We start from the raw sequence: 16,772 nt of genomic DNA, 5'->3' as shown, positions 1-16,772 counted from the left end.
TGCCCCTAATTGCCACTGCTTGCTGAGATCATGGAGGATAGCGATTCCTGGACCTGAATCTCCATAGTTATAGACCATATTCCGTCGGGAAAATCGTGTTATCCCATTACTGAAAGAGCCTTCAAATGGGTTTGTTGGACCACTTAAACCAATTTCATTAGCTCCATCTGACTGAGCAAAAATGTTAAATTGTGTCTTTTTACCAATGGGAAAACGATAACGGATACCACCAACACGAATCTGATTGGGTTGAAGGCTAGGGACTCGATTATCGGCAGTTCTACCATCAAATGTTCCAAGAACCCCAGCTCTAAGTTGTCCTAAGGACTCAATATTTCCACCTGAGAGGACTAGTCGCAGTTGGTCTTTACCAGTGAAACTGGTGTTTAAGACTAATTGAACCGCATCTTGAAAGGTGATGGTACGAGGTGCGGGTTTTTTGGTGAGGACGTTGTTACCAGCGAGGACTCCGCCCAGAACGAACTGAACTTGACCTGTGAGTTTGGTTGTTGTTGAAAATTGATCAGCTTCTAATTGTGTTGTTCGTGCTTCTATTGCGTCTAATCTTCCGCGTAATACAGTAAGTTCGGCATTAAATTCTTCATTTAGTCGCTGTATGGTTTCCAAATCTGTTTTTACAACTAAATTAGACGTGGTTGAGGCAATAAGTTTATTGACTTGATCTAAACAAGCATTTAACCCTGCGGCAAATTCATAGCGAGTCAAAGCTCGATTACCACGATATTTAGTATCAGAACCCACTAAGCAATCATAACGTTCTATAAGAGATTTTAAGGCCTCATAAGCCCAGTCAGAGGGTTGGACATCTGAAAGCTGGGATACAGATGTAACTTGTGATTCATCTGATAAAGAGGAAGGTTCTTTTTGGGCAATTATTTGAGTAATTTTGTTAAAGTCAGGAGTATTGATGTTGACTGGTGATAAAGTCTCTTTGTTTGTTGTTTCATTTTCTCCTCTTATTTCACTAGCAGAAGTTTTTGTACTAGCTGCTAAGACTAATAGGAATACAGACATTGGGAAAGTTAGCAATAAATTACAAGCAGTTTTTTTCATTTTGATAACCTCACACACACAAAATTTAAGGCAGTACGAAATCATCAATAATTTCGGACTTACCATAGGAAAGATCAAGGAACTTCTCAGATAGAAATTTTCGGTAATAGGTCTATTGAGACTGGTTTTGTATTTGTAATGACAGGAAAGCCTATAGTAGCAACTAAATTACCCTATATTAGATAATCCGGTAATTTGGTCAAGTTACTGTAGTTAATCTGTGATAGATAGCAGTATTTCACAAAAAATCTAGAATTTGAGTATTGGTGGATACATTTTTTATAATTTTAAATTAATTGCTACAAAGGGTTGTATATCTAAAATTTGTATGATAGTATGCTTTTTCAGGTGCTAACTCCGTTAAGTCAGTAGATTTAGTGTAGTTTGATGAAATAGTGATATTTTTAGTTTTTGTAGCAAAATGGAATCAGGAGAATCATTTAAACATTATGAAATACAATCAACTTGGTGCAAGCGACCTCAATGTTTCAGAAATTTGCTTGGGAACTATGACCTATGGGCATCAAAATACTATTGAGGATGCACATGAGCAACTTGACTATGCTGTTACCCAAGGGATAAATTTCTTAGATGCGGCAGAAATGTATCCCGTCCCTCCTCGTGGTGAAACCCAAGGGAAAACTGAGGCTTATATTGGTGAATGGTTGAAGAAACAGCAACGAGATAAATTAATTGTAGCTACTAAGATTGCTGGTCCGGGTCGTCCTTTTTCTTGGTTGAGGGGTGGAAATAATAAAGTTGACCGTGATAATATTACACAGGCAGTAAATGATAGTTTGCAGAGATTACAAACTGATTATGTAGATTTGTATCAAATTCATTGGCCTGATCGTTATGTTCCGACATTTGGACAAACAAGTTATAATCCAGAATCAGAAAGGGAATCTGTGCCTATTGCGGAACAGTTACAGGCTTTTGCTGATGTGATTAAAGCTGGGAAGATTCGCTATTTGGGTTTAAGTAATGAAACGCCTTGGGGGGTGAGCGAGTTTGTTCGCATTGCTAATGATTTGGGATTACCTAAAGTTGTGACAACTCAAAATGCTTACAATTTATTAAATCGTAATTTTGAATCAGGTTTAGCTGAAGTTTATCGTTATACAGATGTGGGTTTATTGGCTTATAGTCCCCTGGGTTTTGGGTTTTTGACTGGTAAATACATAGAGAATCAACAGTTAGAAAATACGAGAATAACTCTATTTTCAGGTTTTGGACAACGTTATTTAAAACCCAATGTCCAAGAAGCGGTGAAGGCTTATGTGGAGGTTGCTAAAAAGTATAATCTGTCACCTGCTCAATTAGCGATCGCATTTGTCAAAAGTCGTTGGTTTGTGAAAAGCACAATTATTGGCGCAACAACTTTGGCACAATTGCAGGAAAATATAGATAGTGTCAATGTGGTTTTAGATCAAGAGATTTTCGCAGAAATAGATGCAATTCATACTCGTTATCCTAATCCAGCACCTTAACCAGATTTTGTAAAAAATACAAAGCGGGATTCTCACCTCACTTAATAAGTAGCTTGACACAATTAAATATAAAACCTCTCCCTAACCCTCTCCACAAGGAGAGGGAAAAGGAATAAATCTTGATACTGGAGAGACTTTGACTCCCCCTTCCCTGGTAGGGAAGGGGGGTGGGGGGTTAGGTTTGTATTATATTTTTTAACGCCCACTTACTTATTAATGATAGTGAGAGTTACTTTATAAAAAACAATGTTATTATCTGATTCTGTTACTATTACTGATATACAAGCAGCGCAAAAACGGCTTTTGGGTATTGCCCATCAAACACCAGTAATTACTTCTAATACTTTCAATAAACTGACTAAAAGCCAAGTATTTTTTAAATGCGAAAATTTTCAACGGACAGGAGCATTTAAGTTTCGTGGCGCTTATAATGCCTTAGTTCAATTATCAGCCCAGCAAAAAATAAAAGGCGTTATTACCTATTCTTCAGGAAATCATGGACAAGCGATAGCGAAGCGCTGCTGCTTTCAGCAGATCGCTTTAGCCGGAAAATTACTCAATATTCCCACAGTTGTAGTTATGCCTGATAATGCACCAATAGTCAAACAAACTGCTACTCGCGGTTATGGTGCAGAAGTCATTTTATACAGCCCTGACACAACTAACCGGGAAGAATTAACCAAAAGTCTCGCAGTAGAACGCGAATTAACTTTAATTCCCCCCTATGATCATCGTCATATAATTGCTGGACAAGGTACAACTGCATTAGAACTAATTCAGGAAGTGGGACAACTAGATTACTTATTAGTATGTTGTGGTGGTGGTGGATTAATTTCTGGTTGTGCAGTTGCGACAAAAGCGGTTTTACCTAATTGTCAAATAATCGGTGTAGAACCGGAATTAGCCGATGATGCTACTCGTTCCTTTTATACCAAAACCCTGCAAACTGTCCACAATCCCCAGACCATTGCTGATGGTGTCAGAACTCCCAGTTTAGGTAAAATCACCTTTCCCCTTGTCCTAGAATACGTAGATGATATGGTGACAGTATCGGATGCAGACATAATTCGCACTATGTTCTTGATTTGGGAACGCTTAAAAATCGTTGTTGAACCTACCGGAGTTATAGCTGCAACAGCATTATTAGAAGGTGTAGTTAAAGCACCGGGTGCGAGAATTGGCGTAATTATCAGTGGTGGAAATGTAGATTTATTACAAGTTAGTCAATTGAAACAACTTAATCATCTTTTGCATTACTAGATAAATAATTATCTAACTACTTGATTTTCCCCAAATTGATATGGTAGTCTGTGTTTATATTTAATCTACGGTTTTTTGATAGACATACCGTATTTTTATGTTATAGTGATGAAAGACACTGTTGAGAATCTGAATTTTTAGCAATCGGGAATCTTCTTTTATGGCAAAAGATTGGTTAGAATGGCACGATCTTTACAACACTGAACCCAAATTACAGCAACGGCTAGAAATCGTGCAGGAATATATTGTAAGCACTACCATATCCCATTGGGATCAATTATTAGAAACTGCTCGACAAAATACCCCCGCTCGTCGAGTTAAAAGACCAGGACAAGCACCTTCTACTGCTCCTATTCCTAGTAGTTTAGATAAACTTTCGACCGATGAAAAACCACCAGTATTATTATATCGTGATAGTAACTCTTGGTGTCCTTTTTGTGAACGAGTTTGGTTTGCCTTAGAAGAAAAACAAATTCCCTTTGAAACAGAATTTATTGATCTGAGTAATAAACCGAAATGGTACACAGATTTAGTCCCAACAACCCTTGTCCCCGCAGCAAATATTGAAGGCAAATTCGTTTATGAATCTAAAGACATTCTTTTAGAATTAGAAGAACACTTTGGAGAAACGTTGTTACCTGAAAATCCAGAAGAAAATGCGATCGCTAGAGAATGGGTTGAAGATGCAGAAACTAATGGTTTTCGGGATCTTGCCTATAAATTCTTGAGAGAACCTCCAGAAGATGCCAAAGAACTAGCAAATTTAGAAGCAGAATTTGAAGCTAAATTAGATGAAATTGAAAAAACTTTAGGTAGATATCCAAAACCCTATTTTTTATCAACATTTAGTCTGGTAGACATTATGTATAGTCCCCATTTAGATAGATTGGCGGCTAATTTACCAGTATATAGAGGATATCACATCAAAGGAAATCCTCGTTTTCCTCTCATCAATGTTTGGTTTGCAGCACTTAAAAAACGTCCTGCTTACAACAGAGTTAAATCAGACAATATTACTAATAATTTACTTTTACGCCGTAGATTTGGCGTAGAACCTATTGGTAATCCCTCACCTTTAGACTTAGCTGATGCTGAATTTATTGAATATCGGGCAGAAGCGGCAGAAAGATTAAGTGATAATCGAGAAACTGCTATTGGTGATATTCTCAAAAATTCAGGAGTTCAATCTTTAGGTGATATCTCAATAATCAAAGAAATTGTTGATTTTCACCTCAGACTATTAGCTGATTATCTCCTTAATGGTAATAACGAACTATTACTAGGAGGAAGAACTGGAGGTAAAGAAAGTATAGACCCCATTATCGCAGCCACAGGGGCTATTACACTGGCTTATGTGAGAAATAGGATTTGCGCGCCACGAGATATGAGTGCTGGTGCTGCAACTGCATTGCGAGCCGCAGCAGATAAGGTTTTAGCATCTATTTATTGATTTCATTTCATCCAAAGAGGAATCAAAATGACTGATTTTAAAAAGGTTAATGATGATTTGAGTATCGCTGGACAAATTTCTGCTGAGGAATTAAGAAAATTAGCAATTGAGGGTTTTAAATCAGTTTTGAATTTACGTGATCCTGATGAAAATGGTTTTTTCCATGATGAAAAGCAAGAAGCACAAATTGTAGGATTGGAATATACAAACATTCCTTTAAATTCTCAAGCACCAAATCAAGAATTAACAGCAGAAGCAATTCTAGAAATTGATCATTTACCCAAACCAATTTTAATTCACTGTGCTGGTGGTGCAAGAGCCGGAGGAGTAGCCCTAATTGCAGAAGCAATTCAATCAGGTTTTACTTATGAAGAAATCGCTCAAAAAGCTAATGAATTGAGCATTAATTTAGAACAGCCACATCTCAAGCAATTTCTCGTAGAAAATTTTGCAGTTAAGCAAATTTAGGTTTTCTGTGATTATTTTGTTTGTAAATTTATCAAAGGTGCAATTTCTATGAGTTTAGAACTAAATCTGTCAGGTAAAACAGCAATTGTTACAGGTGGTAGTGCAGGAATTGGGTTAGCTACAGCTAAAGCTTTATATAGTGAAGGTGTGAATGTAGTTATTGCTGCTCGCAATCAAGAAAAACTTGATCAAGCAGTAATTGATATTCAATCTTTACCCAATACAGAGGCTAAAGTTATTAGCGTTAGTGCCGACTTAACTAAAGCTGAAGATGTTGAGAAGGTTGTTTCTACAACAATTGAACAATTTGGTAAAATTGACATCTTGATTAATAATGCTGGTTCAGCCCGTGCTGGGTCTTTTTTAGAATTAAGTGATGAAGCATTTTTAGATGCTTGGAATTTAAAACTTTTGGGTTACATTCGATTAGTTAGAGCCGTTGTACCCTATTTGAAAAATCAAGGTGATGGGCGTATTGTTAACATTATTGGTGGTGCTGGACGCACACCCCGCCCCAACTTCCTACCAGGAGGAACATCCAATGCGGCTCTACTCAACTTTACAAGAGGCATTTCTAAAGAATTAGCCCTAGATAATATTAGAATTAATGCCATTTCTCCTGGTTTAACGGACACAGAAAGAGCGAAAACATTAGCCGTACAAAATGCCCAAAGTTTAGGTATTACGGTAGATGAATATAAAGCCCAAGCAGTGAAATCAATTCCTTTAGGAAAGATCGTTAAACCTGAAGAAATTGCAGCTTTAGCTTTATTTTTAGTTTCTGATTTAGCTGCTTCTATAACTGGTGCAGAAATTCAAGTTGATGGTGGAAGTACACCAGGAGTTTAAGTTATTGAGTAGGTTGGGTTAAGCGACAGCGCAACCCAACATTTTCAAAATTTTGTTGGGTTTCCTTTCGTCAATTAATGTTACAAAAAAGAGGAATTTTCATGACTCAGAAACAATTATTTTCCCAAGATAGCGATGTTGATCAAACCTTATTAGCTGATGTATTAGTAATTGGTGGTGGACCTGCTGGTACTTGGTCAGCGTGGAGTGCTGCTAATGCTGGTGCTAAAGTGGTTTTAGTAGATAAAGGCTATTGTGGTACAAGTGGCTGTGCCGCCGCATCAGGTAACGGTGTATGGTATGTTGCACCAGAACCAGACAGTCGAGAGGCTGCAATGGCTTCTAGAGAGGCTCTAGGAGGATTTTTATCTAGCCGAGATTGGATGCAACGAGTCCTAGATCAAACCTATACGAACGTCAACCAACTAGCTGATTGGGGTTATCCTTTCCCTACAGATGAAGAAGGTAAACCATATCGGCGCAGTCTGCAAGGGCCAGAATATATGCGTTTGATGCGGCAACAAATAAAACGGGCAGGGGTGAAGATTTTAGATCACAGTCCGGCTTTGCAGTTGTTGGTAGATGCAGAAGGTGCAGTTGCTGGGGCGACGGGGGTTAACCGTCAGACTGGAGAAAAGTGGATTGTGCGATGCCTTCGGCGAGCGCAGCTATCGCATTCAGTGATCATTGCCACCGGAGGCTGTGCTTTCTTGAGTAAAGCCTTGGGTTGCAATGTGCTAACAGGGGATGGATATCTCATGGCAGCCGAAGCGGGTGCTGATATGTCGGGAATGGAATTTTCCAACGCCTATGGCATCGCACCTGCTTTTTCTTCTGTCACCAAAACCTTATTCTATAATTGGGCAACCTTCACCTACGAAGATGGTACACCTATCCCCGGCGCTGGTTCACAAAAAGGGCGTTCTGTCATTGCCGAAACCTTGATAACTCAACCAGTTTATTGCATCATAGACAAAGCCTCGGAAGAAATGCAGGTAACAATGCGTTTGTCTCAACCCAATTTCTTCCTACCCTTTGATCGTGCAGGTATTAATCCCTTTACTCAACACTTCCCTGTAACTCTGCGTTTAGAGGGAACTGTCCGGGGTACAGGCGGCATTAGAATTACCGATTATACTTGTGCTACTTCAGTACGTGGACTCTATGCTGCTGGTGATGCAGCCACAAGGGAATTAATTTGTGGTGGTTTTACTGGTGGTGGTAGTCATAATGCCGCTTGGGCGCTATCTTCAGGGTATTGGGCAGGACAGTCTGCGGCTACATACTCCCACAATTTAGGTGTGCAAGCCAACCAAAGACCAGTTCAATCTGTAGGTACTGTAGGATTTATTTCTGGTAGTGAAAAACAAATTCACAGTGAAGACATCATTAAAGCTACTCAAGCGGAAGTTTTTCCATATAACCGCAACTATTTCCGTAACGAACAAACTTTAACGGAATCATTGCACAGATTACATTCTCTCTGGGATGAAATTCGTAATAGTCAAGTTGCAGATAATAGTAATCTTCTCCGCACAAGAGAAGCTGCCGGAATGGTAGCAACAGCTAGATGGATGTATAGCAGTGCCTTAGAACGTAAAGAAACAAGAGGTATGCACAGACATTTAGATTATCCAGAACAGGATACTAACCAACAACATCATTTAATTAGTGGTGGTTTGGATCAGGTTTGGGTAAAAGCTACACCTATACAGGATACAAAAACGAAAGAACTGGTAACTGTTTAATTGTAGGTTGGGTTGACGCAAGGAAACCCAACATTATCAAAAGTTTTGCTATGTTTCATTTTACTCAACATCATAGCAATCCCTAGTCAAGTAAGGTACAACAAAAAATAATTAACCGCAGATGGAAGATGATGGACGCAGATAAACGCAGATAAATTTGTCAGGAAAGGTTATATCAAAACTTTTGTTGGGTTGCGCTGTCGCTTAACCCAACCTACATCAATATTAATTTTGGATCAATTTTGGATTTTTATTATGATTGAATTAGTTAGTGAATCCCGGTGCATTGAATGTAATATCTGTGTTAAAGTTTGCCCGACAAACGTATTCGATAAAGTACCAAATGCACCTCCAAGAATTGCCAGACAAAGCGATTGTCAAACCTGTTTTATGTGTGAATTATACTGTCCGGTAGATGCGCTTTATGTTGCACCCGATGTAGAACCATTAACAGGAATTAACGAACAATCATTAGCAGAAGCTCAACTTTTAGGAAGTTATCGCAAAAATATTGGTTGGGGAAAATCTCTCACAACTACAGCTAAAGAAGATTCAACATATCAATTATTGCAGAAGATGAAATAGAACATCAAAAATAATCGAAGTTATCAATTATGAAACTGATTTTACCTGTAGAAATTGCTGATGAAATTGAGCCACATTTACCTGAAAATACTATTGTAGTGCGTGTAGATAGTGAAGGTAATATAGATGGTGATGCCACAGATGCAGAAGTTTATTTTAGTTGGTTTTATCTCAAACCTACCACTTTACATCGAGTATTAGATGCTGCGCCTTCATTACGTTGGCATCATGCCCCAAATGCAGGTGTAAATCATATTTTGACACCAAAATATTTAGAAAGAGATTTAATTTTAACTAATGGTTCTGGAGTACATGGTATTCCCATTGCTGAATTTGTAATTACTTATTTACTGGCTTACACTAAGCAATTACCAAGTTTATATCAGCTACAAAATGAGCATAACTGGCAAAGAGGTTTACCAATTCAAGAATTATTCGAGAAAACTTTATTAATTATCGGTGCAGGTGGAATTGGTCAAGAAATTGCTGTTCGTGCTAAAGCATTTGGAATGCGTATTTTTGGCAGTTCTCGTCATCCAAAATCATTACCAAACTTTGATAAAGTAGTGGGTGCAAATGAATGGAAACAACTACTGCCAGAAGCAGAATTTGTGGTAATAGCTACACCTTTAACTCCAGAAACAAAGGGAATGATTGATGTGGAAATCCTGCGTTTATTCCGCCCTGATTCCTATTTAATTAATATTGCACGAGGGGCAATAGTTGATGAATCAGCACTGACTACAGCTTTACAGGAAGGCTGGATTACTGGTGCGGCTTTAGATACAGTATTTACTGAACCATTACCAGCAGAAAGTCCCTTGTGGACATTGCCAAATGTGTTTATTACACCCCATTGTTCTGGAAATACTCCTAGAGTTAAGGAGAGAACACTTGCCCTATTTCTTGATAATTTCAACCGCTATCGTCAAGGACAAACTTTACGCAATGTAGTAGATAAAACTGCTGGTTATTAGGGATTTTTATTCGTCAAAATAGGAAAACCAGATTTTTTTTGATATAATCTACGGTAAGCCTATCGAGTTGCTGTGCTTTAGTTTTTTATTGACAAGAGAATTTACCATGACATTAGCCCAAGACATTAATATTCAGATCCATCAAAAAGTATACTCTTATTTTTTAGGGAAGGTATCAGAACTAGGAGTATCCTTATTTAAGGGGACATGGTGGTATATTCATCCTTATATAATAGTTTTCAAAATCATGCTGCTTGCTTTTGCTAGTCTCAGTTTTTTATATATTCATTACTCTAGGCAAAAGCTAATTAAAATTTTCCAAAATAGCAGTGTTTAAAAAAAAGAATGACTAAGATTACAAAATTACAGGCTGTATCTTATTTAGCTCCTAATTATTTTGGATTATATCAGGAGATTACAGCTTATTTAGGTCGTGTTTTACAAGTAGAAATTGCACTACATCAAAGTAAATACGACCCCCTAAAAGACACTCTATTATTTAAAGACCAAATAGACTTGGCTTTTATTTGTGGATTACCACTAATTCGTTATAGTCAAATAGCACTAAATCAGTTACAGACATTAGTTGCGCCTGTGATGCAATCATCTCGATATGGTGATTGTCCTGTATACTATGCAGATGTGATTGTTAAGACTGATAGCAATATTCAGAAGTTTGCTGATTTATCAGGGAAAACTTTTTGCTATAACGACTCTGGTTCTAATAGTGGTTATCATTTACTTTGGCGGTGGTTGAGTCAAGAAAAATATTCACCCAATTTCTGGGGAAAATCTTTAGAATCAGGTTCTCATCAACGTTCTATTCGTTGGGTAGTTGAAGGACTGGCTGATTGTGCAGCCATTGATAGTGTTGTATTAGAACAAGAATTACGGGATTTTCCTGAATTATCACACCATTTACGTGTGGTGCAAATAATTGGACCTTCTCCGATGCCACCATTGGTAACAGCGCGGCGTTTAGGTATCTCTTTGATTCAGCAAATGCAATTGGCTCTACTCCAACCAGATGCTCAGTTGCAAGAAATTATGAAACAATTTAGTGTTAAGCGTTTTGATGCAGTGAACTTAGAGAATTATCGGGTACTTAATCAGTCCTAATGATATAGGGACGGGCAAGACTTATACTGAGCTTGCCGTAGTATGCCCATCCCATAAGATTCTAAGCACTAATGGGATAAATTCGATGCTGCTTTTGTTCGCACAAGAGAGCATCTTGATAAATTTCTGCAAATAATACTCGCTGTGCATGACTTCCCCCAATCTCATGCAACCGCGATAATACAAATTTGAGTTCGTTAACAGTTGTCTGGAAATCACCTTGAGCATGAGCTACCATGCCCTTAGCTGCGGGAATTGCTATCTTTACCCAACTCCTGCGAAGAAAGGGATTAATACTCAAGGCGTGATGTTCCATACTTTGAAGCATTTCCTTTACCCAGTTATTGTGTCCAGCTTTGGCAAGGGCATAGACATAATGCAAATCCTGGAATGGTAATGCGTGTTCATCAATGCGACTGTAAAGATAAGGACTGATATCTTGCCAACGGTTGCCTACATCTACCCCACGTAATTCTAGCCGTAATAACATGGAAATTGCCCCTACTTGGTCTTTGGGAGATTGTTTGTTAGCACGTTGCCAAATATGCTCATCGTAGATTTTCAGAACCTTTTCGTAGTTTTCTAATTGCCAATAATACAGTGCTATATGCCACCAGTTGTGGGTATAAAGCATAGAGTTACAGTTGTCCCAGGTATACGCAAAATTCTCCATCCAAATTATTCCCTCCTGAGTTCTTCCTTGGGTTTCCATTACATGACCAATAGCATGATGCGCCCAAGGATCATATCTATTTAAGGCGATCGCCTCAAGTGCCATTTTTTCTGCTGCTGGTAATTGGTGACATTGTTCTAAGCCAAAGGCCACCATCCCATATAGATAATCTTGTTGGGGATTGTTAGGTAAAACTTTTTGGGCAATTTCTAGTAATTTTTCTTTATTACCTGTATAAAAATAGTGATATTGCCCCTGCTGCACGGAAATTAAATCAGTGGGAAATTGATTGGTAATCTCTTCATGAAGGGCTATTCCTACATCAATCTCTTGATTTGCCCAAGCTAAAATTGCTTCTACGTATAACTGTTCTCTGGCAGTAATTTTGCCTAAATTTCTTTGTGCGACTTGCAAATATGGTTGGGCCTGTTGCCAATCTTTTGTACTTTCTTGACTCAGATGATAAGCGGCTGCATAAGCATTAGCTAAAGCACAATTTGGATCAGCCTCAACTGCTTCTAAGATCGCTGTTTTTGCATCTTTACCATAAGCAAGGGATTGATCAATAAAACGGTTAATAGCAGCGATCGCTTCGGCTGAATCTGTTGTCACTAACAGCCCTTGTCCATCTTTAAGCATGATGAATTCCTTACAGCAAGATTTAAATTCTTAAACTACGGTAACTTGGTCGAAATACCGGGGTTATCAAGTAGATTATGCCACAGCCTCTCCCAATCCGCAAGTAAAAACTACGGTAAGTTGATAGAGTTACTGGATAAGTATACATTTTTGCAAAGCTTTATTTCCGAGAACTACCTCGATGAATGAATGCTGTCGATTGGGTTTAATCTAAATAAATACAAAATTACGGTATTGGTAAACTTCTCTGATTTTATAGACAGACTTTGCCATTCATGGTAAATTATCTATAAAATCAAACTATATTCTCAAGAGTCGAAGACATCTGAGTGTTGGGTGAGAGTCCTTTTGGGGTGCGAAGTCGGTAAACAATCCGACTCTATAGGAACTAAAAAGTAAATCACATCAGATAGAGATAATCAATCAGAGAATAAAAGCCAAGAAAAAATAAAAGCAATCCCTAATGCTTTGGTTGATGGGATAGAGGGGATTGTAGTTTCCCCAGTAAAGGTAACACTTTCAAAGTAAAAGATATTTGTCTATATTTTTTACAACTATAATAGTTAAGTCATTTGAATTGGGTGTTATTAATGCAGCCACTACATTATTAAGTCCATTCAAATCACCAACTCCCGACACAGAGGAAGCTGAATCTGAAACTCTGTTCCCTTTCCAGGCTCTGAGAAAAAATCAAGTTTGCCACTGTGTCGTTCTACCACAATTTGATAGCTAATTGATAATCCTAGTCCTCTTCCTTTTCCCACTGGTTTGGTTGTAAAGAAGGGATCAAATACTCGTAGCTTCGTTTCTGCTCCCATACCTAATCCATTATCTGCAATGTAGATCAAAACCCAACGATTATCTATCACATTAGTCCCAATAGTAATGGTAGGAATAAAATTATTTGGTTGATGGGTAATAGTCTCCTCTAAAGCATCTATGGCATTACTCAAAATATTCATAAATACCTGGTTAAGTTGTCCTGGAGAACAATTCACAATCGGTAAATTTCCATATTCTTTATTAAGAATAATAGTAGGTTCGTGAGAATTACGTTGCAAACGATGCTGCAAAATTAATAATGTATTTTCAATTCCTTCATGAATGTTGACTGCTTTGATTTCTGTTTCATCCAAACGCGAAAATTTTCGCAAAGAATGGACAATATCTCTAATTTTTTCGCTACCCACTCGCATAGAATTGAGTAGTTGAGGGAGATCATTGCTAACAAATCCAAGGTCAAAATTTTCCATTGCTATCTGAACTGCATTTAGAGGTTGTGGATAACATTGCTGGAAAGTTTGAACTATATTTAATAAGCCTTGCACATATTCTTCTAAATAGTTGAGGTTGCCATAAATAAAATTCACTGGATTATTGATTTCATGAGCAATTCCCGCTACCAATTGTCCTAAACTGGACATTTTTTCATTGTGAATCAATTGCATTTGCGTTTGTTGCAATTCTTTCAATGCTTGTCGTAAATTCTGAGTTTGGGTTTTTAGCTGTAATTCAGATTGTCGCAATTCTTCCTCCGCTTGTTTGCGTCCGGTGATATCAGTGTGAGAACCTGCCATGCGGTATGGTTTGTTCCAAACATCTCGCAACAGTATCCCCCGGCAAAGTACCCAAAGATAGTTACCGTTGCGATGTTGTAAGCGATATTCCTGTTCGTAAGTGGAAATTTGTCCTGCAAAGTATTGCCGAAAAGTCGTCAAAATGCGATCGCTATCATCTGGATGTAACCGCTGTTTCCACTCTCGAAAAAGATTCGGAATCTCAGCTTCAGCGTACCCTAACATTTCTTTCCAGCGGTTAGAAAAGAAGACTTCATTTGTTTCCAAATTCCAATCCCATAATCCATCGTTTGATCCTTTAACTGCTAATTCAAAACTAGAAGTTGTCTTGCCAAAATCTTTATAAGGATGAACTTGTAAAACTTGAAAGCATTCATGAACTGATTGATAATTGAGAGGAATTGTCCAACCTTCCGATTTTGCTGCTTTCGCTGCGGGATGATCTTTTGGTAATTTTAGTAATGCGATCGCTACTTGTTCTGCTAATTGACTCGGAGTTTCTTGGGTAACAGCAAAAGGCCATTCAGGATATAACTGGGTACTCAAAGCAAAGGGAAATTTTTCTCCATACTGCGTTTGCTGATTAATGATTTTGAAGTTTTTCAAATCAACTTTTCCCTCTAAAGCCATCTGTTCCAATACATTTGTAGAAATAAGTAAGTTGGCGTTAAACAATCAACATATGTAACGAAATGTAAATTCGACAAATACCTTATAGATAGGTTATTTAAGGGTTTTTACGAAAAAAATGTATATTGATTTTATCGTGCCGACTTACTTAGTTCCTGCATCTGCCTTACCTTCCCCAATAGCATATATCACTGCATCATGACTATTGGTAAATTGCAAACTTTGAAAATCCCGGTAAGGATTTATCCCTGCTTCTACAATTTCTCTCCATGCTGATCTCCAACCTCCAAAAGAATTTTCCGCAACAGCAACAAAGTTTTTACCCCGCAAATCCGTCAAACTCTGAATATTGTCACAATGAGTATTACAGAAAATTACTCCACCAAACATGGTATAAGCTCGTCCCATCCGCAACTGCTTTAAAGTTGCCAGCCGATTTACTCCATAAAGGGCTTCAAATTCCACATATATTCCCGGACTGGCAATTACAAATTCCACTGCATTCTGTTCAATAGCAGCACCAATCTGGGTGAAATTTAGAGGAACAATAGTAAAGTGATAAGTAAGTTGGCGTCAAACAATCAACATATGTAACGAAATGTAAATTCGACAAATACCTTATAGATAGGTTATTTAAGGGTTTTTACGAAAAAAATGTATATTGATTTTATCGTGCCGACTTACTTATTCAGAAAGTTCTGTGGTCAGATAATCTGCTGTTTTTTGCCAAGTTTGTAGCGTGTTCTGGATATCTCGATGTGCTAAAACACCAATTTTCATCAGGAGTTTCATAGCTTAGTATTAATTGTATAAAGATGGAATTGAGCCTCCGGGCATAATTTTTACTGTCAGTCAAACCCCGCACTTTTGGCACTTCAGATTTTCTAGGAGATTCTTGCAAAATTAATCCTGCACCAAGAAACCCTATACCTGTAGTTACACCTTGAATCGTGCGACTTACGGCATTAGTGGTTGCGAAGGAACTATCACCTTCAGCTTGCAAAGGAATCATCACAAATAGTGCTGCTCCCATACTCACTAACATAAATGTCCTCATCCCTGCTGGTCTACCACCTTTCTGACGGTTCAATCCAATGATGCAACCGACTAAAAGCGCCAATATTAGTCTAAAACCTATATGTACCCAATCATCGGCAGCCAGAAACATTGCACTCATGGATTGATTCCTCTGTAAGATGGAATGGAGTTTTGCACCTATTACCCGCAGGGAGAAAGATTACCCACTCGTCATTGGTGTCAATTCAACTCCGGTAAGTTGATAGGCTTAAAGTAGTTTGTTGCTACTTTAGCAGAAAATTAAAAATAAGTAAAATAATTGAAATTGAGAAAAATTCATCCATATCTAGGTGACAGGGAACGGGTGACAGAATTCAAAGTCAGTTTGAGGTACAGATATTAATGTTGACACTCCCCGGTCTAAGGATCTGCTGGAAATGGTCCAACCCAATTCACAGTTACACCTAATTCTTTAAAACGTGGCTCAACAACTTTTTTAACTTTGACAATATCCCCAGAGGTTTGATAAGCCAAGTTGATAACTTTAGAGCTAAATCCAGGTTTTGTCTGGGCTTGGCTTGTTTGTAATAAACTACCTGTCAAGGGTGTGGATAGAGTAAACAATCCTAGTAGTGAATATTGAACAAATCGGTTGAAAACTATGCGCTGTTGTGGCAAAAATGGTATTTTCATGGCTGAAATATTTGGAGTTTAACAAAATTGATAATTTTTATTCTGTTGAAGCAAAAACTCTCGTATTCCTATCGGAATTACGTATTTATATATTATTTTTACACAAAAAATCTGAAAATTAAGTATTTTCTAATACATTTATTATTTTTTTCAAGATTTATTTGAAGCATTCAGGTAATATAGCAATCCTAAATTTTATGAACAACAAGATCCCCGACTTCTCTAAGAAGTCGGGGATCTGAATTTGAATGAAATAGGCTGTACGCAAAAAATCACCAAATTAGGGATAATTCATAAATTACCCCTACACACATAATAATCACGGCTTCGATAACATCATCTGTAAGTTCTATGCTGACTAAGAAATTAATCCCATTTCTTGATATATTGGGTTGACCACTTTTCTAATACTTGATAGTTGTTTAGCAAAAAAATAAGCTCCCAAAATACAACAAACACCACCAAATAATAAGGCATTAGCAACACCAATATAATTTGCTAATCCTCCGAAAAATAAATTACC

At 37.8% G+C, this 16,772-nt stretch carries 14 protein-coding genes and 1 pseudogene; 9 read left to right on the top strand and 6 right to left on the bottom strand.

Annotated features, from left to right (window positions below):
* On the bottom strand, positions 1–1,074 hold a 1,074-nt coding region (locus PN450_RS04490; protein ID WP_271835537.1), incomplete at its 3' end, for an iron uptake porin.
* Positions 1,075–1,523: 449 nt separating this feature from the next.
* Between PN450_RS04490 and PN450_RS04485 the strand changes: the two genes are divergently transcribed.
* From PN450_RS04485 to PN450_RS04445, 9 genes are all read left to right on the top strand, one after another.
* Complete coding sequence (locus PN450_RS04485; RefSeq protein ID WP_148762162.1) at positions 1,524–2,564, top strand: NADP(H)-dependent aldo-keto reductase; 1,041 nt, start codon at positions 1,524–1,526, stop codon at positions 2,562–2,564.
* Positions 2,565–2,810: 246 nt separating this feature from the next.
* A complete protein-coding gene (locus PN450_RS04480; protein WP_271835536.1) occupies positions 2,811–3,824 on the top strand; it encodes a threo-3-hydroxy-L-aspartate ammonia-lyase in 1,014 nt (337 codons plus the stop codon).
* Positions 3,825–3,984: 160 nt separating this feature from the next.
* Entirely contained in the window at positions 3,985–5,274 is a 1,290-nt protein-coding gene (locus PN450_RS04475) for a glutathione S-transferase family protein (RefSeq protein ID WP_271835535.1), read from the top strand.
* 27 nt (positions 5,275–5,301) lie between these two features.
* The gene (locus tag PN450_RS04470) at positions 5,302–5,742 is read left to right on the top strand and encodes a protein tyrosine phosphatase family protein (RefSeq protein ID WP_271835534.1); all 441 of its coding nucleotides are present in this window, start codon (positions 5,302–5,304) and stop codon (positions 5,740–5,742) included.
* 48 nt (positions 5,743–5,790) lie between these two features.
* Entirely contained in the window at positions 5,791–6,591 is an 801-nt protein-coding gene (locus PN450_RS04465) for an SDR family oxidoreductase (protein ID WP_271835533.1), read from the top strand.
* Positions 6,592–6,692: 101 nt separating this feature from the next.
* The gene (locus PN450_RS04460; RefSeq protein WP_271835532.1) at positions 6,693–8,339 is read left to right on the top strand and encodes an FAD-dependent oxidoreductase; all 1,647 of its coding nucleotides are present in this window, start codon (positions 6,693–6,695) and stop codon (positions 8,337–8,339) included.
* Positions 8,340–8,594: 255 nt separating this feature from the next.
* Positions 8,595–8,924 (top strand): 4Fe-4S dicluster domain-containing protein, encoded by a 330-nt coding sequence (locus PN450_RS04455; protein WP_053540203.1) that lies wholly within the window; start codon positions 8,595–8,597, stop codon positions 8,922–8,924.
* 29 nt (positions 8,925–8,953) lie between these two features.
* Positions 8,954–9,901 carry a D-2-hydroxyacid dehydrogenase gene (locus PN450_RS04450; RefSeq protein ID WP_271835531.1) on the top strand — a complete coding sequence of 316 codons (948 nt, stop codon included), beginning with the start codon at positions 8,954–8,956 and terminating at the stop codon, positions 9,899–9,901.
* A 345-nt stretch (positions 9,902–10,246) separates the two neighbouring features.
* The gene (locus PN450_RS04445) at positions 10,247–11,020 is read left to right on the top strand and encodes a phosphate/phosphite/phosphonate ABC transporter substrate-binding protein (RefSeq protein WP_271835530.1); all 774 of its coding nucleotides are present in this window, start codon (positions 10,247–10,249) and stop codon (positions 11,018–11,020) included.
* Positions 11,021–11,081: 61 nt separating this feature from the next.
* Here PN450_RS04445 and PN450_RS04440 read toward each other — a convergent pair whose 3' ends face one another.
* From PN450_RS04440 to PN450_RS04420, 5 genes and pseudogenes are all read right to left on the bottom strand, one after another.
* Positions 11,082–12,332: a tetratricopeptide repeat protein gene (locus PN450_RS04440; RefSeq protein ID WP_271835529.1), complete on the bottom strand. Its 1,251-nt coding sequence runs from the start codon at positions 12,330–12,332 to the stop codon at positions 11,082–11,084.
* A 617-nt stretch (positions 12,333–12,949) separates the two neighbouring features.
* Positions 12,950–14,539: a PAS domain-containing protein gene (locus tag PN450_RS23940; protein ID WP_334311478.1), complete on the bottom strand. Its 1,590-nt coding sequence runs from the start codon at positions 14,537–14,539 to the stop codon at positions 12,950–12,952.
* Positions 14,540–14,683: 144 nt separating this feature from the next.
* A pseudogene (locus PN450_RS23935) lies at positions 14,684–15,097 on the bottom strand (phosphate/phosphite/phosphonate ABC transporter substrate-binding protein); the annotation flags it as partial.
* A gap of 130 nt (positions 15,098–15,227) precedes the next feature.
* Positions 15,228–15,716 (bottom strand): MgtC/SapB family protein, encoded by a 489-nt coding sequence (locus PN450_RS04425; protein ID WP_271835528.1) that lies wholly within the window; start codon positions 15,714–15,716, stop codon positions 15,228–15,230.
* A 260-nt stretch (positions 15,717–15,976) separates the two neighbouring features.
* Positions 15,977–16,249, bottom strand: a complete 273-nt coding sequence (locus PN450_RS04420) for a hypothetical protein (protein ID WP_271835527.1) — start codon at positions 16,247–16,249, stop codon at positions 15,977–15,979.
* Positions 16,250–16,772: the final 523 nt, after the last annotated feature.

Source organism: Dolichospermum lemmermannii CS-548, from assembly GCF_028330815.1.
In the GTDB taxonomy this organism is placed as follows: domain Bacteria; phylum Cyanobacteriota; class Cyanobacteriia; order Cyanobacteriales; family Nostocaceae; genus Dolichospermum; species Dolichospermum lemmermannii.
This window is presented reverse-complemented; position numbering and strand designations above follow the sequence as displayed.

Bases quoted from the DNA above. Each gene is read 5' to 3' on its own strand.
- PN450_RS04485 (WP_148762162.1), top strand. From the start codon at position 1,524: ATGAAATACAATCAACTTGGTGCAAGCGACCTCAATGTTTCAGAAATT.
- PN450_RS04450 (WP_271835531.1), top strand. From the start codon at position 8,954: ATGAAACTGATTTTACCTGTAGAAATTGCTGATGAAATTGAGCCACAT.
- PN450_RS04440 (WP_271835529.1), bottom strand. From the start codon at position 12,332: ATGCTTAAAGATGGACAAGGGCTGTTAGTGACAACAGATTCAGCCGAA.
- PN450_RS04465 (WP_271835533.1), top strand. From the start codon at position 5,791: ATGAGTTTAGAACTAAATCTGTCAGGTAAAACAGCAATTGTTACAGGT.
- PN450_RS04475 (WP_271835535.1), top strand. From the start codon at position 3,985: ATGGCAAAAGATTGGTTAGAATGGCACGATCTTTACAACACTGAACCC.
- PN450_RS04445 (WP_271835530.1), top strand. From the start codon at position 10,247: ATGACTAAGATTACAAAATTACAGGCTGTATCTTATTTAGCTCCTAAT.
- PN450_RS04455 (WP_053540203.1), top strand. From the start codon at position 8,595: ATGATTGAATTAGTTAGTGAATCCCGGTGCATTGAATGTAATATCTGT.
- PN450_RS23940 (WP_334311478.1), bottom strand. From the start codon at position 14,539: ATGGCTTTAGAGGGAAAAGTTGATTTGAAAAACTTCAAAATCATTAAT.
- PN450_RS04480 (WP_271835536.1), top strand. From the start codon at position 2,811: ATGTTATTATCTGATTCTGTTACTATTACTGATATACAAGCAGCGCAA.
- PN450_RS04460 (WP_271835532.1), top strand. From the start codon at position 6,693: ATGACTCAGAAACAATTATTTTCCCAAGATAGCGATGTTGATCAAACC.
- PN450_RS04470 (WP_271835534.1), top strand. From the start codon at position 5,302: ATGACTGATTTTAAAAAGGTTAATGATGATTTGAGTATCGCTGGACAA.
- PN450_RS04425 (WP_271835528.1), bottom strand. From the start codon at position 15,716: ATGAGTGCAATGTTTCTGGCTGCCGATGATTGGGTACATATAGGTTTT.
- PN450_RS04420 (WP_271835527.1), bottom strand. From the start codon at position 16,249: ATGAAAATACCATTTTTGCCACAACAGCGCATAGTTTTCAACCGATTT.